The sequence below is a fragment of the Achromobacter pulmonis genome (genome assembly GCF_002885955.2).
Classification (GTDB): domain Bacteria; phylum Pseudomonadota; class Gammaproteobacteria; order Burkholderiales; family Burkholderiaceae_B; genus Achromobacter; species Achromobacter pulmonis_A.
On the sequence record NZ_POQS01000002.1, the window covers coordinates 316,396 to 334,120 of the forward strand.

At 69.0% G+C, this 17,725-nt stretch carries 7 protein-coding genes; all 7 read right to left on the bottom strand.

What is annotated here, in order from left to right; all coding sequences use genetic code 11:
- Positions 1–140 precede the first annotated feature (140 nt).
- Positions 141–3,962, bottom strand: a complete 3,822-nt coding sequence (putA, locus tag C1I89_RS07515) for a trifunctional transcriptional regulator/proline dehydrogenase/L-glutamate gamma-semialdehyde dehydrogenase (protein WP_102772164.1) — start codon at positions 3,960–3,962, stop codon at positions 141–143.
- A 177-nt stretch (positions 3,963–4,139) separates the two neighbouring features.
- The gene (locus tag C1I89_RS07520; RefSeq protein ID WP_102772165.1) at positions 4,140–4,808 is read right to left on the bottom strand and encodes a PqiC family protein; all 669 of its coding nucleotides are present in this window, start codon (positions 4,806–4,808) and stop codon (positions 4,140–4,142) included.
- Positions 4,809–4,813: 5 nt separating this feature from the next.
- A complete protein-coding gene (locus C1I89_RS07525) occupies positions 4,814–6,475 on the bottom strand; it encodes a PqiB family protein (protein ID WP_102772166.1) in 1,662 nt (553 codons plus the stop codon).
- 58 nt (positions 6,476–6,533) lie between these two features.
- Positions 6,534–7,850 carry a paraquat-inducible protein A gene (locus tag C1I89_RS07530; protein ID WP_102772167.1) on the bottom strand — a complete coding sequence of 439 codons (1,317 nt, stop codon included), beginning with the start codon at positions 7,848–7,850 and terminating at the stop codon, positions 6,534–6,536.
- 18 nt (positions 7,851–7,868) lie between these two features.
- The gene (gene clpA, locus C1I89_RS07535; RefSeq protein ID WP_168202101.1) at positions 7,869–10,181 is read right to left on the bottom strand and encodes an ATP-dependent Clp protease ATP-binding subunit ClpA; all 2,313 of its coding nucleotides are present in this window, start codon (positions 10,179–10,181) and stop codon (positions 7,869–7,871) included.
- Between the two features lie 55 nt (positions 10,182–10,236).
- Complete coding sequence (pbpC, locus tag C1I89_RS07540) at positions 10,237–12,450, bottom strand: penicillin-binding protein 1C (protein ID WP_102772169.1); 2,214 nt, start codon at positions 12,448–12,450, stop codon at positions 10,237–10,239.
- On the bottom strand, positions 12,447–17,654 hold the full coding sequence (locus tag C1I89_RS07545) for an alpha-2-macroglobulin family protein (RefSeq protein ID WP_102772170.1): 5,208 nt from the start codon (positions 17,652–17,654) through the stop codon (positions 12,447–12,449). Before C1I89_RS07545 ends, pbpC begins: the two co-directional genes overlap by 4 nt.
- Positions 17,655–17,725 lie beyond the last annotated feature (71 nt).

The following is a 17,725-nucleotide window of genomic DNA, read 5'->3' on the forward strand; positions in this document are numbered from 1 at the left end:
CGCTGCGCCTGCCTGGCTTGTTGCGTCCGGATGCCGGGTTGCGACATCCGGATTTGCGGTGCGACCGGATTTTGCTTCCAGTGCAACCTTGCCCGATATTGGAGATAACCCTTGGGTGTCCAAAGGCCCTCTCCCGGCCGTCAACCTATGGTCATGAGGCTGGCGTTGCCGCCGGCCGCGGCCGTGTTGACGCTGACGGAACGCTCGGCCAGGAGGCGTTCCGGCACGTAGGCCGCGCCCGCCGCGATCGCGTCCGGCGTCAGGCCCTGCACCGACAGAATGGCCCCGGGGCGCTGCGCGATGCGCCGGTTCAGCGCCTGCAGCGCGTCGCCGTCGCCTTCGAACAGCACGGCCTGGTAGTCGGCCTGGTCCACGTCTTCGTCGGCCAGGATGCCCGCGCGTTCGCGCTGCTCGGCGTCCAGGCTCTGCAGCAGCGCCTGCGCGGCCGGCGTATCGGCGAACCAGGCATGGTTGCCGGTGAGCCGGGCCACCGACCATTGGGCGCGCGCGCCGGCCTCGGTGGCGGCCACGCAATACACGGCGCCGCGCGGCTCGACCACGTAGGTATTGGTCTCGCCGGTCGGGCCGGGCAGCGCCAGCCGCTGCGGCAGCGGCGCCGAGGCGTCCAGCGCCGGCGGCAGGCCGGCCGGACGGGTGGCCAGCAGACGGTACATATACAGCGGGCCGCCGGCCTTGGGGCCGGTGCCGGACAGGCACTCGCCGCCGAAGGGCTGCACGCCCACCACGGCGCCGACGATGTTGCGGTTGACGTAGACGTTGCCCGCCATGACCTGGCCGGTCACGTGCGCGATGGTCTCGTCGATGCGGGTATGCACGCCGAAAGTCAGGCCGTAGCCGGTGCCGTTGATGGCCTCGAGCAAGCCGTCCAGCTCGTCGCGCTTGTATCGCACCACGTGCAGCACCGGGCCGAACACTTCGCGCGTGAGTTCGCCGATGTCGTCGATCTCGATCAGCGTGGGCGGCACGAAGGTGCCGTGGCGGCATTCGCCGTTCAGCTCCACCTGGTCCACGCGGTGGCCGGCGGTGCGCAGGGTTTCGATGTGGCGCTGGATACCGTTGCGGGCCTCGGCATCGATCACCGGCCCCACGTCCACCGACAGGCGGTCGGGATTGCCCACGCTGAGTTCGCGCATGGCGCCGCGCAGCATGGTCAGCACGTGGTCGGCGCTGTCTTCCTGCACGCACAGCACGCGCAGCGCCGAACAGCGCTGGCCGGCCGAGTCGAAGGCCGAGGTCAGCACGTCGTACACCACCTGTTCGGCCAGCGCCGAGGAATCGACCACCATGGCGTTCTGGCCGCCCGTCTCGGCGATCAGCGGAATGGTGTGGCCGGCGTCGTCCAGGCGCTCGGCCAGCGTGCGCGAGATGATGCGCGCCACGTCGGTGGAGCCGGTGAACATCACGCCGCGCACGCCGGGGCTGGCCACCAGCTGGGCGCCCACGGTTTCGCCGCGGCCGGGCAGCAGCTGCACGGCGCCGGGCGGCACGCCGGCGGCGCGCAGGATGGCCACCGCCTGGGCCGCGATCAGCGGGGTCTGCTCGGCCGGCTTGGCCAGCACCGTATTGCCGGCGGCCAGCGCGGCCGCGACCTGGCCGGTGAAAATGGCCAGCGGGAAGTTCCACGGGCTGATGCACAGCACGGTGCCCAGCGGACGGTGCGTGTCGTTGTCGAATTCGCTTTCGGCCTGGTCGGCGTAATAGCGCAGGAAGTCCACGGCCTCGCGCACCTCGGCGATGGCGTTGGGCAGCGACTTGCCGGCTTCGCGCACGATCAGGCCCAGCAGGGTCTGCATCTGCTCTTCCAGCAATTGCGCCGCGCGGCGCAGGCACTGGGCGCGCTCGGCCACCGGCGTGGATTGCCAGATGGGCGCGGCGTTGGCGGCGTCGCGCAGCGCGGCCTCGGCCTCTTCGGGGCTGGCCTCGATGACGTGGCCCACCAGGTCGCGCAGATTGGCGGGGTTGCGGACCTCGACGGCGCGGGCCGCGTCCCAGGTCTCGCCGCCCTCGCCCAGCATGGGCGCGGCGCGCCACGGCATCGAGGCGCTGGCCAGCAGCGCCGCCGACAGCGAGCCCAGGCGGTGCTCGTTGCTGAGGTCCAGGCCGGCGGAGTTGGCGCGCGCGCCGGCCTGAGGATCGCCGTAGAGTTCGCGCGGCAGCGGGATCTTCTCGTGCGGCGCGCCCAGCGGCGCGATGCGCGAGGCGGCCTCGACCGGATCGGCCACCAGCTGCTCCACCGGAATGCTGTCGTCGCCGATCAGGTTCACGAACGAGGTGTTGGCGCCGTTTTCCAGCAGGCGGCGCACCAGGTAGGCCAGCAGGGTTTCATGCGTGCCCACCGGCGCGTAGATGCGGCACGGGCGGTTCAGCTTGCCCTGCGCCAGCGGCCCCACCACTTCGTCGTAGAGCGGCTCGCCCATGCCGTGCAGGCACTGGAACTCGTACTGGCCGGGATAGTAGTTCTGGCCGGCCAGGTGGTAGACGGCCGCCAGCGTGTAGGCGTTGTGCGTGGCGAACTGCGGGTACACCGCCTCGGGCGCGCCCAGCAGCTTGCGGGCGCAGGCCAGGTAGGCCACGTCGGTGTAGACCTTGCGCGTGTACACCGGATAGCCTTCCAGGCCGTCGACCTGGGCGCGCTTGATTTCGGTGTCCCAGTACGCGCCCTTGACCAGCCGCACCATCACGCGGTGGCGGCTGCGGCGGGCCAGGTCGATCACGTAGTCGATGACGAAGGGCGCGCGCTTCTGGTAGGCCTGGATCACGAAGCCGATGCCGTTCCAGCCGTCCAGCTCCGGCTCGAAGCACAGCGCTTCCAGCAGGTCGAGCGAGATTTCCAGGCGGTCCGCTTCCTCGGCGTCGATGTTCAGGCCGATGTCGTAGCTGCGCGCCAGCAGCGTAAGCGCCTTGACGCGCGGCAGCAGCTCGGCCATGACGCGCTCGCGCTGGGCGCGCGAATAGCGCGGATGCAGCGCCGACAGCTTGATCGAGATGCCCGGGCCTTCATAGATGCCCCGGCCGGCGGCGGCCTTGCCGATCGCGTGGATGGCCTGCTCGTACGAGGCGTAGTAGCGCTCGGCGTCCTCGGCCGTGGTGGCGGCCTCGCCCAGCATGTCGTACGAATAGCGGAAACCGCGCGATTCCATCTTGCGGTTGTTGGCCAGCGCCTCGGAAATCGTCTGGCCCGACACGAACTGCTCGCCCATCATGCGCATGGCCATGTTCACGCCCTTGCGCACCAGCGGCTCGCCGCCCTTGCCGATCAGGCGGGTCAGCGCGCGCGACAGCGACTGCTCGCTGCTGACCGCGACCAGCTTGCCGGTAATCATCAGGCCCCAGGTGGCGGCGTTGACGAACAGCGACTGCGAGCCGCCCATGTGCGACTTCCAGTCGCCGCGCGCCACCTTGTCGCGGATCAGCGCGTCGCGCGTGGCGCGGTCGGGGATGCGCAAAAGCGCCTCGGCCAGGCACATCAGGGCCACGCCCTCCTGGCTGGACAGCGAGAATTCCTGGATCAGCCCCTCCACGCCGCCGCCGCTGCGCTTGCCGCGCAGCTTCCTGACCAGGTCGGCGGCCATCGCGTGGATTTTTTCCAGGTTGGGCATGCGCGCCTGGCCCAGCAGCAGCGGCACGCATTCCGGTTCGGGACGGCGGTAGGCCGCCGTGATGGCCGCGCGCAGCACCGATTGCGGCTGCACATCCTGGCCGAACTCGTAGAACGGCGGCGTGGGCGCGGCGTGCCCGTCGCCCGACTCGTCCTCGCCGTCGCCGTCGGCGCCCAGGTGCGACATCTCGGCCGGCAGCTGGCCGCGCTCGATGCGGTCCAGGTACGCGAGTATCGCCTGCTTGTGCAGCCAGTGCGGGGTGCAGTTGAGCTTTTGCGCGGCGGCCTTGAGCCGGTCGCGCAGCGCGTCGTCGACTTTGACGCCTAGGGTCGTGCTGGCCATGAGAGATTGCTTCCTGTCACAGGGCAGAGTTCGTTCGGGCCCGACCGGGCCCTGGGAGTGGAACCGGACTGGAGCCGGATTCGAACCGTATGCTAGACAGGTTGCAACCGCGCATATATTGCGGTTAACCCTAGGTTAACCGCTTGAGAACTACCGGATTTCGGAAAAATCCGGGAGTCAGTCCTTGAGCGCCGAACAGCCGTACATCTGGACCGCGCCCGATCCCGCCGGGGTCTGCCCCCGGATGGCCGTCGCGACGGCCCCGCCCAGGGCGGCCACGGCGCGCTGCTGCGCGGCGATCAGCGCCGGCACGCCGGCGTCGGCCACGGTTTCGGTCACCACGCTGCGGCACAGCAGCCCCGTGCCCTTCATGTTGACCGGCCGCACCCGCCAGGTGACGTCGAGCTGCGCCATGCGGCCCGAGACCAGTTCGAAGCGCTGCACGTCGGTCTGCACCCGCCAGGTGGCGGCGCCCGGCCCGGGCTTGACCATCTGCACGTCCAGCGCGCCCAGCTCGCGCTTGAGCGCGTCCGACAGCGCGCCGCGCAGTTCGTCGCCCAGCGGCGCGCTCCAGCGCTCGGAATACAGCGCCGACAGGCTGCCGTCGCCGGTGCGCACCATCAGCTGGGGCTGGTCGGCCTGGGTCGGCACGTTGACCGGCTGCACGTCGATCAGGTAGGGAGCGGAAGCGCCGGCGCCGGCGCCGGCGCCGCCCGGCGCGGCCGGGCCTTGCAGCGTGTAGTAGTTCACCGGCGCCGAGGCGCCGCAGCCCGCCAGCGCGGCCGACAGGAGCAGCGAGGACAGGGCCGCGCGCGGGCGGGTACAGCGGAATGGGCGTCTATTCATGGGTATCAGTTCCTGACAGGACCGGCGCCTGGAATCGGGTCTGGACCGCGGCCGCGCAGCAGGGCCTCGGGGTTGGCTTGCAGGAAATCGGCCAGCGCGCGCAGCGAACGCGCGGCGCGGCCCAGCTCCTGCATGGCGCGCTCCGTGTTCACCGGCAGCGAGGAGTCGGAGGCCAGCAGCGAGTTGATCTGCGCCATCGAATCCCTGGCCTGTTTCAGCATCTTCTGCGCCTCGGGCGCCACCTGCTTGTCGAGCCGGCCCATCAGCTTGGAGGTGCTGGCCAGCGTGGCGCGCAGGTCTTCGCCGATCTTGTCGAACGGAATCTTCTCGACCTTGGCGATGATGTTGCTGACTTGCTGCTGCAGCTGGTCGAGGTTGCCCGGCACGGTCGGTATCTGCGCCGGCTCGGAATCGACGAACTCGACCGGCTTGGCGTTCGGGAAGAAGTCCATCGCCACGTAAAGCTGGCCGGTCAGCAGGTTGGCGGTGCGCAGCTGGGCGCGCAGGCCGTGCTTGATCATGCTGCCCAGCAGGCGGTTGCCGGCCACGTCGCCGTTCTGGACGGCGCGCTCGCGCACCTCGTCGAACACGCGGCCCAGGCGTTCCGGATACAGCGTGGCGTCCACCAGCGAGTAGAAGCGCTTGGCCTGCGGATCGAAATCGAGGTTGATCTGCGTGACGTTGCCCAGCGTGATGCCGCTGAAATCGATGGGCGCGCCCACCGTCAGGCCGCGGATCGACTGGTCGAAGCGCAGGCGGATCGGGAAGGCCTCGCCATCCGGGTTGGCCTTGGCCGCGGTCTCGGTGGGATAGAGTTCGAATTCGGTATCGTCGGCGGCCGGCGTGCCGGAATCGCGCGTGTTCAGCACCGGCTCGAACGCCACGCCGCCCATCGCCATCGACACCAGCGACTGGGTGCGCACCTTCAGGCCGTCGGCGTTGACGCTGAAATCCACGCCGCTGGCGTTCCAGAAACGCGTGGCGTTGGTGACGAACTTGTCGTTGGGCGCGTCCACGAACACCTCGACGTTGACGGCCTTGCCGGTCTGGTCCAGGGCATAGCCGATGACGCGGCCGACGTTGATGCGGCGGAAATAGACCGGCGAGCCGATGTCCAGCGACCCCAGGTCGGCCGCCTTGAGCTTGAAGCGCTTGCCGGCGCGGTCGTGGGTGACCGCGGGCGGCACTTCCAGCCCTTCGAATTCCAGCTTGGTGGCCTTGTTGCCGTTCTTGCCTTCCTCGGCGTCCACGCCGATGTAGGCGCCCGACAGCAAGGTGCCCAGGCCGGAGACGCCGCTGACGTCCAGGCGCGGGCGCACCACCCAGAAATTGGTGCCTTCCCGCGCCAGGTCCGAGACTTCCTTGGCCAGTTCGGCGCGCACCACCACCTTGCTGCGGTCTTCGTTGAAGCCGATGGCGCGCACGGTGCCGATGGTCACGTCCTTGTAGCGCAGCTGGGTCTTGCCGACTTCCAGCCCTTCGGCGGTGTTGAACGAAATGGAGATGTCCGGCCCGGCCTGCATCCAGGTCCGCACGACCAGCGACAGGCCCATCAGCGCGGCCACGATGGGCACCAGCCAGATCCACGAGACCCGGCTTTTCTGCTTGCGCGAGATCGAGGGCGAAGCGAACGGTTCCTCGCCCGATCCGGGTGCTTGCTCGGACATCTATTCTTCCTTTTTAGTGGGGGGAGCCGAGGGTCGGCCCCCGTCCCCGCCCAATTTCCTAGCCCGTTTCCTGGCCCGCGCCAGTCGTCGGGCGGCGCCGGCTTTCGACCGGCGCCGATTCTATTTCACTTTGCGTTTCCAGGTCCCAGCTGCGGCGCAGGTCGAAGCTCATGGCCGACAGCATGGTCAGGATCACCACCACGCCGAAGGCCGCCGCGCCCGCCCCCGCGCTGATTTCCATCAGGCCCTGGAAATCCGCCAGCGCCGCCAGCAATATAACGACAAACACGTCCAGCATGGACCACTGGCCGATGAATTCCACCATCTGGTAGAGCCGGGTGCGCGGACGCAGATTGGTGGTGCTGCGCCATTGCTCGGTGAGCAGCAGCAGGATGATCGCGAGCAGCTTGGTCAGCGGCACCACCACGCTGGCGATGAAGACGATGAGCGCGATGTCCCAGGAGCCCATCTCCCACAGTTCGACCACGCCGCCCAGGATGGTGTGGGCGCTGTCGCCCAGCACCGAGCTGACCTTCATGACGGGCAGCACGTTGGCGGGAATGTAGAACACGATGGCCGCCAGCAACAGCGCCCAGGTGCGCGCCAGATGGTCGGGCTTGCGGTGGTGCACCAGCGCGTCGCAGCGCACGCAATGATGCAGCGCCTCGGGGTCGGCCTCGCGCGGCAGCGCCTGCACCTGGCCGCAGACGTGGCAGCCGGTCAGCACCCGGTCGGGGCCGGCCTGCGGCACGTGCACCGGCACCACGCCGGTGTCTTCGGCGTAGCGCCACAGCGCATGCGGCGACAACCGCCCCAGCATGGTCAGCAGGATGGTGAGTATGCCGAAAGCGCCCAGCCCGATCCCGGGGGACACGGCCGCCATGCCCGCCAGCTTGACCACCGCCACCAGCACGCCGAGCAGGAACACCGGCACCATGCACCAGGGACGCAAGATACCCAGCAAGCGCATGGCAGGACGGAAAGCCAGCGGCTCGCGGCCCCGCGAGAGCGGGCCCAGCACCCACAGCAGCACTCCCAGCTGCAAGAGCGGCAACGCGAAGCCGGCCAGACCGGTCATGACGGCCACCACCCAGTGCCCCTGGCGCCAGGTGATGGAAATGGCGTCCAGCAGCGAGGCCTGCTGCGTCATGCCCTGCACGGACATGGACGCGACGGGATAGGCGTTGGCCACCCCGAACACGATCAGGGCGGCGATGGCGAGAGCCAGCCAATTGGACAAACTAAGCCCGCTGTAGCGCCACAGGGTGGCGCCGCAGCGGGCGCAATTGGCAGTCTCGTCAGGTTCGAGCTGATGCCGGCGATAGATGCTCGCGCAGTGTTCGCACTCGATCAGCGGCTGGCGGTCCGCGGTCATAGAGGGGGTTGCGTTGCCCTAGTCGACGAGCTCGACTTCCTGCTTGTCCGGCGCGTCCGAGGACGGCGGCTTGCCGTTGTCGTCGAAGCTCAGCGTGACCTTGCCTTCGTCGTCCAGGTCCACCGTGACCGTGCCGCCCTCGACCAGCTTGCCGAACAGCAGCTCGTCGGCCAGCGCGCGGCGGATGGTGTCCTGGATGAGGCGCTGCATGGGACGCGCGCCCATCAGCGGGTCGAAACCCTCCTTGGCCAGATGATCGCGCAGGCGCGTGGTGAACACGGCCTCCACGCGGCGCTCGTGCAGCTGGTCTTCGAGCTGCATCAGGAACTTGTCCACCACGCGCAGGATGATCTCGCGGTCCAGCGCCGCGAACGGGATGATCGCGTCCAGGCGGTTGCGGAACTCGGGCGTGAACATGCGGCGGATCTCGGCCATTTCGTCGCCGACCACGCGCGAGTTGGCGAAGCCGATGGACGGACGGTTCAGCGTCTCGGCGCCCGCGTTCGTGGTCATGATGAGGATCACGTTGCGGAAATCCGCCTTGCGGCCGTTGTTGTCGGTCAGCGTGCCGTGGTCCATGACCTGCAGCAGGATGTTGAACACGTCCGGATGCGCTTTCTCGATTTCATCGAGCAGCAGCACGCAGTGCGGCTGCTTGGTGATGGCCTCGGTCAGCAACCCGCCCTGGTCGAACCCGACATAGCCGGGAGGCGCGCCGATCAGGCGCGACACGGCGTGGCGTTCCATGTATTCCGACATGTCGAAGCGCAGCAGCTCCACGCCCAGCGTGAATGCGAGCTGGCGGGCCACTTCGGTCTTGCCCACGCCGGTGGGGCCGGAGAACAGGAAGGCGCCGATGGGCTTTTCCGGCTTGCCCAGGCCCGAACGCGCCATCTTGATGGCGGCCGACAGGGCCTCGATGGCGTTGTCCTGGCCGAACACCACGGTCTTGAGGTCGCGCTCCAGCGTGGCGAGCTTGCTGCGGTCGTCGTTGGAGACGGACTGCGGCGGGATGCGCGCGATCTTGGAGACGATGTTTTCGATGTCGACCTTGCCGATCACCTTTTTCTGGCGCGAGCGCGGCAGCAGACGCTGCGCGGCGCCGGCCTCGTCGATGACGTCGATGGCCTTGTCGGGCAGGTGGCGGTCGTTGATGAAGCGCGCCGACAGTTCGGCGGCGGCCGACAGCGCCGCGGCCGAATAGCGCACGCTGTGATGTTCCTCGAAGCGGCTCTTCAGGCCGCGCAGGATCTGCACGGTCTGTTCGACGCTGGGCTCGGGCACGTCGATCTTCTGGAAGCGGCGCGACAGCGCGTGGTCTTTCTCGAAGACGCCGCGGTATTCGGTATAGGTGGTCGCGCCGATGCACTTGAGCTGCCCGGACGACAGGGCCGGCTTCAACAGGTTGGACGCGTCCAGCGTGCCGCCCGAGGCCGAACCGGCCCCGATCAGCGTGTGGATTTCGTCGATGAACAGGATGGCGTCGGGATTGCCGCGGATCTGCTTGAGCACGCCCTTCAGGCGCTGTTCGAAATCGCCGCGGTACTTGGTGCCGGCCAGCAGCGCGCCCATGTCCAGCGAATAGACCTGGGCGGCCTGCAGGACCTCGGGCACTTCGCCGCGCGTGATGCGCCAGGCCAGGCCCTCGGCGATGGCGGTCTTGCCCACGCCGGCCTCGCCGACCAGCAGCGGATTGTTCTTGCGGCGGCGGCACAGCACCTGGATCACGCGCTCGACTTCGTGCTCGCGCCCGATCAGGGGGTCGATGCGCCCGGCCAGCGCGGCCGCGTTCAGGTCGGTCGCGTACTGGTCCAGCGGCGACTGGCGCGAGTCGCCCTGGTCTTCACCATTGGTCTGCTGCTCTTTCTGCACGGCGGCGGACTCCACCTGGGGCTGTTTGGTAATGCCATGCGAGAGGAAGTTGACGACGTCGAGCCGGGTGACGCCCTGCTGCTGCAGGTAGTACACGGCGTGCGAATCCTTTTCGCCGAAAATGGCCACGAGCACGTTGGCGCCGGTTACCGGCTTCTTGCCGGTGCCGCCGGCCGACACGTGCATGATCGCGCGCTGGATCACGCGCTGAAAACCCAGCGTGGGCTGGGTGTCTACTTCGGCGCCGCTCGGAATCACGGGCGTGTTTTCCGAGACGAACTGGCGCAGGTTGCGGCGCAGCTCGTCCAGGTTCGCGGCGCAGGCGCGCAGAACCTCGACAGCCGAAGCGTTGTCGAGCAGCGACAACAGCAGGTGCTCGACGGTAATAAATTCGTGCCGGGCCGAACGGGCCTCGACAAAAGCCATATGCAGGCTGACTTCAAGCTCTTGGGAAATCACGCTTCCTCCGTGACGCATCGAAGCGGTCAAATACACGATTCATATTCTATGCCGATCAGGGCGTAACGCCAGCGATTTCAAAAACCACGCTGTCGTGGCGGCCGTGCGCATCCATGACAGTAAGCGTATACCGGCCGTCTTTGGCCAGCACTAACTTGAATGGATGACCCGACGCGCCCTCGCTCACCACGCGCCCGTCGAGCATCCACCATACAACGCCCTCGGCTCCTTGCACATCCACATCTACCGCCACCTCGCGCCCGCCGGGCACGGGCCGCAGCACCGAACCGGTCGCCACGCCCTGCAGGCGCACGGGCGCCTGCGAGGTGTCGGCGTAGCCCGCGAACGACGGCGGCGCGGTTTCGTTCAGTATCCACGCCGCCCGCTGTTCCGGACATTCGCCGGACGGCACGCTGCCCAGTCTGTAACCCAGCGGCCAGCAGATCACGGCGGACTGCACCGTCGCCGGCCGGACGCGGGCCTGGGGCGCGCCTTCCGGCAATGCCGCCACGATGTCCTGCAGCAGCGGCGCGGCCACGTTGGCGCCGAAAAACCCCGGGTTGGGCGTGCCGTCGGGACGGCCGACCCAGACGCCCAGCGTCCACCTGTCGGTCACTCCGACGGCCCAGGCGTCCCGGAATCCGAAACTCGTCCCGGTTTTCCAGGCCAGTTGCCGGGCCGGGCTGCCGGCGTTGTAGAACGGCCGGTCGGGGTGGCCGCCGCCTTCCAGAATATCGCGGACGATCCAGGCGGCCCCAGGGCTCATCATACGGGACTCGACCCGCGGCTGCTCCGGCCGCAGGCGGGGACGGCCCGAAATGCCGCCCCGTGCCAGGGCGCGATATGCGCCCACCAGTTCTTCCAATGTGGTGCCGCCCCCGCCCAAAATCAAGCTCAGATTGGGCTCGGCGCCGGCCGGCAATCGTAGCCGCACCCCGCCCGACAGCATGGACGCGGCGAAACGGGTCGGGCCGACCCGGTCCAGCAGGTCCACCGCCGGCACGTTCAGCGAGCGCTGCAAGGCCTGCGCCACGCTGATCGGCCCGGCGAAGGCCGCCTGGAAATTGCCCGGCGCGTAACCGCCGAAGGACATCGGGGCGTCGATCAGCAGGCTTTCGGAATGGATCAGGCCCTCGTCCAGCGCCTGGGCGTACAAAAAGGGCTTGAGCGTCGAACCCGGCGAACGCACGCCGCGCACCATGTCCACGTGGGAATAGCGGGTGGCGTCCGAGAAGTCGGCGGAACCGGCGTAGGCCTTGACCTCCAGCGTGTCGTTGTCCATGACGAGCACCGCCATGGACACCTTGGGCGGCAGGCTGTCGACCCGGTCCAGCAGCATGTGCTCCACCGAGGTCTGCATGTCGGCGTCCAGGGTGGAAGTCACCAGGGGCGGACGCGCGCCGGTCCGGCGGGCGCCGGCGCCCGCCTCCTGCAACAGGCGCTGCGCGGCCAGCGGCGCCAGCCAGCGGGCGCGCAGCGGCGGCGCCACCACGCGCTCGATCTTGGCGTCGGCCACTTCGGCCGGGGTCCAGCGGCCCAGCTCGACCATGCGGTCCAGGACCTTGTCGCGCGCGGCCTGCGCGGCCTCGGGATGGCGGTCGGGGCGCAGCCGCGAGGGGGCCTGCGGCAAGGCGGTCAGCATCGCCGCCTCGGCGGGGCTCAGGTCGCGCGCCGGCTTGCCCAGCCACAGGCGCGAGCCCATCTCCACGCCCTCGACGATGCCGCCCATCGGCGCGTGGGTCAGGTACAGCGACAGGATCTCGTCCTTGCTGTAGTGCATTTCCAGCTGCACCGCGCGCCAGGCCTGGCGCAGCTTGGCCGACAGCGAACGCGAGGGCTTGCCGGCCAGCTCGGGGTCGATCAGGCGCGCGACCTGCATGGTCAGCGTCGAGCCGCCCGAGACGATGCGCCGGTTGGTGGCCCACTGCCAGCCGGCGCGCGCCAGCGCCACCGGATTGATGCCGGGGTGCCAGTAGAACCAGCGGTCCTCGTAGGTCAGCAGGGTTTCCAGATAGCGCCCGGACACCTGGTCCGGCCGCACCGGGTAGCGCCAGATGCCGTCGCGGCTGGGATAGTTGCGCAGCGGCGTGCCGTCGGCGGCCACCACCACGGCGGCGCCGCCCGAGTCCACGGCAGGCAGGGGATACAGGCGGTCGAACGCGAATAGCAACGCGGCCAGCGCAAACAACGCGCTGGCCGCGAAGATTCCGCGCCGCCGCCAGCGGCGGGCGCGCTGCGCGCCCGCCGCCGGGGTGGCGGCGGCGTTCAAGGACGCCTGGCGCCGCGGTCGCGGATCTCTACCGTGCTCCATTGCTCGCCTACGCCCCGGATTTCCGGCCGATACATGTCTTCGGCCACCGTCGACGGCACCGCGTAGCGGCCCGGCGTCACCACCCGCACCAGGTAGAACACGTCCACCTTGCCGCGGCCCAGCGCCACCGCGGCCACGTAGCGGTCATCGCGGAACTCGCGGTGCTTGATGTTGGGATCGGCCATCGCGTCGGCCACGCGCCGCCCGCCGATGGTCCAGTCCTGCATCTCGGGGCTTTGCGACAGGTTCAGGTTTTCCACCTCGAAGCCGGCCGGCACGCGGTCGACCAGCAGCGCGTCCGGGATGTTCTGGTTGGCGCCGGCCTGCAGCCAGACCACCAGCATGTCGCCGGTCTGCAAGGTGCCGCCGTCCCACGGACGGCCGTCCGGACGGTACCAGCCGCGCTTGAGCTGGATGATGTCGTTGCGCGGCGCCGGCGCCGAGGTCGGGCTGCCCTGGATGTCGTACTCGACGAACAGGGACTGGCTGCCGGTGTTGGTCAGCTGCATGCCGGCCAGGTCGGCCACCGACAGCGCCACGGTCTGGTCGCTCTTGCCGCCGGCCAGCGGCTTGCGCACGCCGTTGACCGTCAGCGCGGCCTCCCAGGGGGTGGACTTGTCGCCGCCGATGGCGCGCGCGGCCAGCAGCAGCGACATCTGCTCCTGGGTCGACAGGTACGAGCGGTTGCCCAGGCGGCTGGCCAGCTGGCCGACCAGGTTGTCCAGGCCGTCGTGGCGCAACTGGTACTGCTGCGCCAGCGCATAGCCCAGCGCGTAGTCGCGCACGCTGCTGCCGTAGTCCCCCAGCCACTCGTCGTAGTAGGCGCTGTTGCGGCGCTGGTGGATGCCGTAGTCGCGCGACACGGCCAGGTCGAGCGCGGACTTCATGCGCCCTTCGTCGCCCATCAGCTTGAAGGCGGCCGCCAGCTGGATCAGCGGCAGCGGCGAACGCGCGCGTTCCTGGTAGTTGTCGAACAGCTGGCGCACGGTCGACAGCGGGGCCTTGTTGTCGCGCGCCAGCGCCAGCACCGCGGTGGCCAGGCCGGCAAAGCGGCGGTGGTCTTCGCGCAGGATGTTGGCGTCGCTGGCGTCGAGACGCCCCGATTCAAGGTTGCGCTTGAGGTTGGCCGACCAGGTGCCGAACGCGCCGGCGCTCTGCTGCACCTGTTCCAGCAGCCACTGGCGCGAACGCTCCAGCGAAGCCTCCGGCACTTCGAAGCCGTGGTCGCGGGCGTCCTGCAGGAAGCCCACGGCGTAGGCCGTCAGCCACACGTCGCGCGAGGACGAGCTGCTCCACAGGTTGTAGGAGCCGGCCGCGTTGCGCATGCCCGCCAGGCGGCCGATGGCGCCGGCCACCTTGGCCGCGCGTTCGGTCTGGCTGCGCGGCTTGAGGCCGAACTGCTTGGCCCCGTCCTCGTCGATCAGCACCCACGGCAGGGTCGCGCTGATGGTCTGCTCGGTGCATCCGTAGGGATAGTTGAGCAGGCCTTCGACCAGGCGGTTGACGTTGAACGGCGGACGGTTCGACACCGACATGCTGACGGTGGTGGAGTCCGGGTAATAGGAAGCCACCCACGAAGCCTGCGGCGTGTTCGATTCGCCCGGATTCAGGCGCAGGCGCCGCACCTGGCGCTCGGCCGCGTAGGCCGGCTGCACCTGCAGCACCGATTCGCGCACGATGTGCACGGGCTTGCCGCCGCCCTGCCCGTCGACGGTCAGGCGCATCAAGCCCAGACCGTACGAGCCGGTGGTGCTGGCGGTAAAGCGCAGCGTGGTGCGCTGCTTGTCCTTCAGCGTGACGCTCTTGACGCCGTCGACGATGGCCAGCGGGTCCAGCGCCTCAAGCTTGACCGTCACCTTCTGCTCGGCGCCGCTCATGTTGGTGACGTCCAGCGCAATCGCAGCCTGGTCGCCCGGCGTGATGAAGCGCGGGGTGTTCAGTTCCGCCACGATGGGCGCGGCGACCACCATTTCGGCATCGGCGCTGCCGTAGTTGTCGGGCGTGAAGGCCACCGCCATCAGGCGCAGCGTGCCGTTGAAGTCGGGCAGGTCCAGCGGGATGTCGGCCTCGCCCTGCTCGTTCAGCCTGACCGGGCCGGAGAACAGGTCGACCAGCTTGACCTTCTTGGGCAGGCTCTTGCTGTCGCCGCGCATGGCGGCGTCGCCGCCCCACTTCAGCTTGCCCTTGGTGCCGTCCATCTTCTCGATCAGCTTGCCGTACATGTCCAGCAGTTCGGGCGCGTAGCGGTGCTTGCCGAAGAAGTAGTCCAGCGGATCGGGCGTCTTGTACTGGTTGATATTGAGGATGCCCACGTCGACCGCGGACAGCGTGACCGTGGCCTGCTTGCCCTGGGCGCCGTCGACCTTGACGCGCACGGTGGTCTTGGTCTCGGGCACCGTCTTGGCGGCGGCCGTGAGCTTGACGTCGAGCTTGCGGTCGGCGCTGGCGATCGGCAGGAAGGTCAGGCCCAGCGCGCGCGCCGGGGTCACGCGGTCGCCCTCGCTGCCGGGCCGGAACACGGCCGCGGCGATGTACAGGTCATGCCGCTTCCAGGTCTTGTCCACGGGGATCTCGACCTGCGTGCCGGAGGCCTTCACGGCCACCCACGACGACCACAGCATGCGGTCGCCTTCCACCGTGATGAGGGCCTGGCCGTCATGCGGCGGGGTCAGGGTCAGCTTGACCGTGTCGCCCGGCTTGGCCGGCGCGCCTTCCAGTTTCATCTGCACGCGGTCCGGGCGGTTGCCCATGGCGTCGGCGTCCTGCGCGTTCCAGCCGGCGTAGAAGCGGTAACGCATGGTCTCGCCGGTTTCCGGGTCGGCGATTTCCAGGCGGTAGCGGCCCCACTTGACCGGCAGGGTCAGCTGGGCGCGGTCCTTCAGCGCGATCTCGCGCGAATCCACCAGTTCCTCGGTTTCGGTATAGCCGCTGTTCCAGCCGCGCTGGTCGTCGAAGCGCCAGTAGTACTGGCGGTCCTCGCGGAACAGGCGCACCTGGGCCTGCGCCAGCGGGGCGATCTTGCCCTGGGCGTCCACGCGCAGCACCTCGAAGCCGGCCGGCGCGCCCTCGCGCGCCACGTCGCTGTCGAACTGCGGACGCACGGCGATCAGGCGGTCGGCGGGCCAGACGCTGCGCTCGATGGAGCGCACCACCGGGCGGCCGCCCGATTCCAGCAGGCTGGCCGAGACCCGCACCTTCATCGGCGAATGCGTGCCGCCGGTGCGCGGATCGACTTCGAGCTGGCCACGGCCCTTGTCGTCCAGGGCCGCCTCGGGCAGCTCTTCGAAATGACGGCGGGCATCGTCGGCCACGTCGCCGAAGATGAACCCGGGCCACTGCTGCGGCAGCGCGTAGCGGTCGCGCTTGACCTGGAAGCTGGACAGCAGCCGGTTGCCGGCCGCGGGCGCGCCATACAGATAGTCGCCCTGCACATCCACCGTCAGGGATTCTTCCGGACGCAGCACCTCCTGTTTGGAGGTCAGCGTCATCTTCATGCGTTCGGGCAGGAATTCCTCGACCTGGAACTTCCAGGACGCGTCCGGCGCGCGCGAGGCGGGGTCCACACGCAGCTCGAGCAGCCAGGTGCCGGTCTGGGCGTCCTGCGGCAGCTCGACGCTGCGTTCGACGTAGCCCGGCAGGTCCTTGGCCGGATGCCACAGCGTGCTCAGCACGGTGCGGCCGTCGGGCCGCTTGAGCGTGGCGGTCAGCGGCGACGGGCTCAGCATGCGGCCGTCCAGGTCGCGCGGCAGCACCGAAACGTTGAAGGTTTCGCCGGGACGGTACAGATTGCGTCCGGCGTAGACGAACAGGTTGTTGGGACGCGAGGTGTGGCCGCCGGTATCGAACTCGGACAGGTCCAGGGCCGGTTCGCCCAGCGCCAGCACCGTCATTTCCTTGTCGCGCGAGGCGCGGATGACGCGCGCATTGGCGAAGCTGCCATCGAAGCGGACGTGGCCCTGCCCATCCGCGGCGGCCTTGGCCAGCGTCTTGCCGGCGCCGTCGACCAGTTCGAACACGGCGCCGGAGATCGCGGTGCCGTTCTTGAGCGAAACCGAATAGGCCTCGATGCGGTCCAGATAGCGGCGCGCATGCAGGCCGATGTCGCTGACGTAGAAATACGTCACCTGGTATTCATAGCGGAAACGGCCGGGCTGGCTCATCACCGCCACATAGATGCCCGGCTCCTGCAATTCCTTGATGCCTTCGACCGGCAGGAAGGTCACATGGCGCCGGTTCGGCTTGTCGTCGGTGAGGAAGCGGCCCTGGTAGACGCTGGTCGTCAGCGTATTCAGGCGGTCCAGATCCCAGTTGCTGACCGAGCCCTTCAGGCTGCGGTTGTCCGAATAGCGCCATTCGTCTTCATAGTCGCTGCCTTCGTCGTCGGACGAGGAAGCGGTGTTGCGGCCGATGCCGAGCACGGTGTCGAACAGCTCCGGCACGCGCTCGGGCGCAACGCGCAGGAACTGCACGTCGACCTCGGACACGTTGACCGTGGCCACCGGCAGACCGCCGTTCTGGCCGGCCGGCAGCACCACGCCGCGGCTGGCGAAATAGAACGACGGCGGCATGGCCTGGGTCTGCACCTCGCAATGCGCCACCTGGGCCAGCTTGCCCGAGGCGCCCGCGCCGGGCAGCCCGGCGCGCAGCGTCACGGCGTAGGAGCGCTGCGGCTGCACGTAAGGGAAATACACGACGCGCGGATTGTCGCCGACCACCCAGTTGCCCTTGACGATCTTGCCCTTGGGCGCCGGGTCTCCCGGGCGCACCGAGGCGGGCTGGTCGCCGGGCTGGGCGGCCGATTCGCTGTCTTCGTCGGCCTGGCCCGAGGCCGCGCCGGTATCGGTCACTTGCAGGAAAGCGTCCAGCTCGGCCTTGGCGTCAACGGGCTGGGTGAAGGTCACCGCCAGCGCCAGCGCGTCGTTGTACTGCCGCGGCTGGCAGGTCAGCGCCGCGAACGGATCGGCCTGGCCGACCTGCGCCGCGGCGGGCAAGGCCGGCTTGGCGTCGCTTACGCCCGGCGCCGGGGCCGGCTGCGATACCGCCGCCGGCGCGGGCGGGGCCGCCTGGCGTTCCTGGCCCATCCACCAGCCCAGGCCGATGGCGCCCGCCAATACCGCGACCCCGGCCGTCGCCAGCCAGGTCTTGCTGATCTTTCCACTCACGGCAAATCTCCCGCTTACTTTTAATATTGCGCAGCTTCTTTACGGCGAAGCTGCCGGCCGACTATCCCGCG